We start from the raw sequence: 4,296 nt of genomic DNA on the forward strand, positions 1-4,296 counted from the left end.
TACACGGCTAATGGCAGAAGAAACCACATTTTCTTCCACAACCTCACCATGCTCAATTCCCCGGATACAAAGCGTATACAGGTTATCCTGTGCGTCAAATTCGCCTGTATTTCCGGCGGTAGATTTTACCACCACCACCCGGCCATTAAAATATCCTTTCCTGTTGGCTTTATCTATAAAATAGTCCGGCAGTCCGCGCAGCAGGACACCTGTTCCAAACTGCAGTACTTTTTCCGGAAGACTAAATACCGAGACCTCTGGTACAATGACCTTTGACCTGTTTACATTCTTTAAGTTCTCCTTTGATAAGATCATTTTTAATACACTACCTTCCTTTGATCGCAAACAATTCTACATAATAAATGGAAACAATCCCCCTGTCCCGACCAAATTATTTCCGCAAACGTTACCGTAAAAAAACCTCTTTTCAACCTATTTGTTTTTAACCGTCAATTGTTCCGCAATCCAGTTCACCAAATCAGCACCCGCTGTGAAATTATCATAAGCTGCAGGTAATTTTCTACCGTCTACATACTCATTATACAACCAGGGATCACCAATGATGAATACACTTCCCTTTCCTAATTTCGATACTGCCATCACATCATCCCCATCCTTGTCCTTCAACACAGAACTTGCAGGTGCCTGTAAGGTCAAACTACTGTATTCCTTTATATACAACTGTTTGGCTTTCTTTAATACCGGATTGCCATCTGCCACACGAATCTCCCCCTGGGGGTAATTGTTATTGATCACCCGTCCTTTACTGTTCAGGTTAAACTGCACTCCAAAAGCACCGGCCAGTTGGTTAAAATGTTCCAGTTCCACATTACCTGTATCATTGGCCATCAAGACCAATACACCACCTGCTTTCACCCAGTCTGTAATCGATTGAATATGTTCGGGCAAAATATACTTCGGATTTTTAGTTTCCTTTTCTGTATCGGGATCCACAATAATATAAGCGGAGGCATTTTTCAGATTTTCTGCAGAAGGCGCGGCATATAAAGTTGATGTTTTAAACCCCGCGTTATTGAACTGTATCCCCCACATCGAAAAACCGCCATTGGCCAGTTCCTCCCATTTGTAATGCCAGGACATTTCATGTCCGCTTTGGTCTTTTTTTGTTTCATTGTTAAAATAAGAATCCAGCAATACCATTTTGCCCAGACCTGGTTTAGGCAGCGAGGCCAGCAGCATTTCATTCAGGGCAGGTAATAATTTTCCTCTATAACCTTTACGTGCCGTTTTAAAATAAGCCGGTTTGATATATCCTAAACGAACCGCTTTTGCCAGGGAATAGGCAAAAAGGTCACTATTTTCCGCTTTCACAACTGCTGATTTTCCCGCAGTCTGATCTTGTTCTGCCAAAATAGCCCTACGCTGCAGTTCAGTTGTAAATGACCGGTATAAAGAAGATCCTGATGGCAGGTTCTCTAAGGCATCGACCAATGCAACAGCATAGGCTGCCTCTCCTTTTGATCTTTGCTTTGCACGTTTCAACAATATGGAAGCCGTTTCTTCCAGTATGATTTTGTCCTGCATCAATGATGCATATTTCAGTATAAATACAAGTGCCTGATCTGTATAATGAGCTTTTGCTATACTTTTCTGCTCTTGATAGTTACTCCAGATTCTGGTCGCAGCCTTGTAATACTTTTGCTGTCCGCTGACTTTATACAGCAATAGAAACAACTGGCCATAACGGGCATCCTGAAAATCTGCTGTGGTATAGCCTTGAATCTCACCTTCCTTGTTTAATACGACATCTGCGGTTTGCTGCAGATATTTATAGTATATTCCTTTTGCAGTCCTGCTCCATACGCCTTCTATACCTGAGAGTTCAGGTTGACCCGGATTTTTAGTGTTTTCCAGAATAGTTGCAGCATGTCTCTCCTGTTCTTCAGCCGTCTGGGCATGCAGCGAATTGGTGAAAAGAACCACCAGCAAATTACATAGGCTTAATATCAGAAAGCAGGGACTCTTTTTACGCATGTTTTTAACAGTTAAATACTTGGTCTGTTAGCAAGTCTACACAGTTTTGTGCAGGTATAAAAAAAAATCGCGGCAAATAAATACGCAATCGTTTGAGAGATTTTTTAATTTCTTAACATAGGTCAATGCCATTATCTATACATTTGTGTCCCTTTGTATCGAAATAATTAAAAGGAGTCCTGCAAAGCTTATCCCTAAATAACAAGAATAAGATGGTGCAAGCCTAATTAAAATAAAAAACAAATTTAAAATTATGAAAAAAGTATTCTTACTGGTTGCAGTTTTAACTACTGCTTTATTCGCCTTCAAACCTGTTGCAGATTCAACCTGGACTGCAGATACCGCTCACTCGAAGATCGGCTTTGTGGTAACCCACTTAATGATCACTGATGTTGAAGGTTCATTCAAAAACTTCGAATCGACTATTACTTCTGCTAAACCTGATTTTTCTGATGCAGTTGTGGTATTGAGTGCTGATGTAAACTCTGTAAATACAGATAATGATAAAAGAGATGAGCATTTAAAAGGTGCTGACTTCTTTGATGCTGCTAAATTCCCTAAATTAACTTTCAAAAGTACTTCAGTTAAAAAAGTTGGTGGCAACAAATATAAAGTTGCTGGTAACCTTACTTTACATGGTGTAACCAAAGCGGTAACTTTGGATGCAACTTTAAGAGGTGTAACTACTAACCCAATGTCTAAAAAAGCAACTGCTGGTTTCAAAGTTTCTGGTACCATAAAAAGATCTGACTTTGGATTTGGTGCTAAATATCCAAATGCAATGTTAAGCGATGAAGTTACGCTGAACGCGAATACTGAATTTGTAAAAAACTAATTTTAATTTCCTACTAGAGAGCGGAAAGGTTGAGGCCTTTCCGCTTTTTTGTTTTACAGGCATATGGTTTTACAGCTGATTACACACCGTTCAACAAATCCCTTCTCCCTTCATCCTTCTTTTTTTCTGGGCGCATAGCCTGAGTGCCGGTATAAATCTTCCGGTTGATCACTCCTCAACCCATAATCAGGCTGAAAAAACAACAAATTACATTCAGGTCCGGTCCAAACTACTAACTGGCTTAATATAAACAGGGATCAAACAGGGATTAAACAGGGACCAAACAGGGACAGAACAGGGATAAATTCCTTATTTAGCCCTTATTTATTCCTTATATATTATTTGTTTAATTTTTATTTGCCAATAACTTGTACTATATTAGTTATCAACCAAATACAAGCTAAACCTGTAGAAAAAATGGGAAGATTAAAAAAAGGGATGAATGGTCCCGTGTCCGGAAAAGTTGGAACAGTAATCGGAAGCTCCTGGAGGGGTATAGATTATATGAAAAGTCGTCCGGACCGGAAGGTAAAGTTCAGTAAGGCAGAATTGCTTAATCAGGAGAAATTCAAACGCACACAAGCCTGGCTTAAACCCATCAAAAATTTCGTAAATAAGAGCTTTAAGAACGAAAATAAGAAACTGGAAGGTTATTATGGAGCAAAATCTTACATCTCTAAAAATGCCCTTATAGTGGATAATAATGACATTCGTATCGATCCAAGCTTGATGAAAGTCAGTATGGGAACCCTGTCCAATTCGGAGAATATGGCCGTTATTCAGGAGACACCCAAAACACTAAAATTTACCTGGAACCCGGAACATCTTCCAGATACCAGCCCTAAAGACCAGGTAATGTTATTGGCCTATGACGTGGCAGATGCACATGCCCGTTTCACAACCACCGGGCGTTTCCGGTCCGACGGCAGTGATGAACTCGAAATCCTGGCCGGATCTACAGGAAAGACCCTGGAAATCTACGCCGCTTTTAACTCTTCAGACAGGCAACGCCAGTCAGACAGCATTTATCTCGGTTCCCTGATCATTACATAATCGAAAACCCACACCCAGCCCCGTCTGCTCCCTCCTCTGCAATTTGCTACCGAAAATCTCGTACAATGCGGAAAAGACCTCAGAGATCTGCGGCTTCTTCAGCCGCCTGATATCGTCAGTCTTGAAGCAGCTGTACAGAATTTTCGGCTATAAATAAACGCTCTACCTTCTGCTCCAAAAACAAAAAACATCTGATCAGTTATTCCGTTACTTTGAATGCCCTCCTGGCGATAAGCTTCCAGTCATTTTTCTCTTTCTTAAAAACCAATACTACGCCCAGCCGAACATGTCCCGGGACATTTCCGTCGTTGGTATCCGCATTTAACACATGCCTGACAATGGCAACCTGGCCCTGTACAGTAATAGACTGCTTACTGAGTTCTATAGTTTTAAAATCTGATTTTTTAGTCGTA

General features: G+C 40.6%; 4 protein-coding genes and 1 pseudogene. 2 read left to right on the forward strand and 3 right to left on the reverse strand.

Features of this window, described 5'->3' with window-relative positions; translation table 11 throughout:
* A pseudogene (locus VNZ46_RS14405) lies at positions 1–315 on the reverse strand (altronate oxidoreductase); the annotation flags it as partial.
* Positions 316–432: 117 nt separating this feature from the next.
* On the reverse strand, positions 433–1,995 hold the full coding sequence (locus VNZ46_RS14410) for a DUF4350 domain-containing protein (RefSeq protein ID WP_325560783.1): 1,563 nt from the start codon (positions 1,993–1,995) through the stop codon (positions 433–435).
* Positions 1,996–2,248: 253 nt separating this feature from the next.
* Here VNZ46_RS14410 and VNZ46_RS14415 point away from each other — a divergent pair, with 253 nt between their 5' ends.
* Both VNZ46_RS14415 and VNZ46_RS14420 read left to right on the forward strand, forming a co-directional pair.
* Positions 2,249–2,830: a YceI family protein gene (locus VNZ46_RS14415; RefSeq protein WP_325560784.1), complete on the forward strand. Its 582-nt coding sequence runs from the start codon at positions 2,249–2,251 to the stop codon at positions 2,828–2,830.
* A gap of 417 nt (positions 2,831–3,247) precedes the next feature.
* Positions 3,248–3,883 carry a DUF6266 family protein gene (locus tag VNZ46_RS14420; protein ID WP_325560785.1) on the forward strand — a complete coding sequence of 212 codons (636 nt, stop codon included), beginning with the start codon at positions 3,248–3,250 and terminating at the stop codon, positions 3,881–3,883.
* Positions 3,884–4,082: 199 nt separating this feature from the next.
* Here VNZ46_RS14420 and VNZ46_RS14425 read toward each other — a convergent pair.
* Positions 4,083–4,296: DUF4440 domain-containing protein (locus VNZ46_RS14425; RefSeq protein ID WP_325560786.1), on the reverse strand; the 214-nt coding region annotated here is incomplete at its 5' end.

Source organism: Pedobacter sp. (assembly GCF_035566355.1).
GTDB lineage: Bacteria > Bacteroidota > Bacteroidia > Sphingobacteriales > Sphingobacteriaceae > Pedobacter.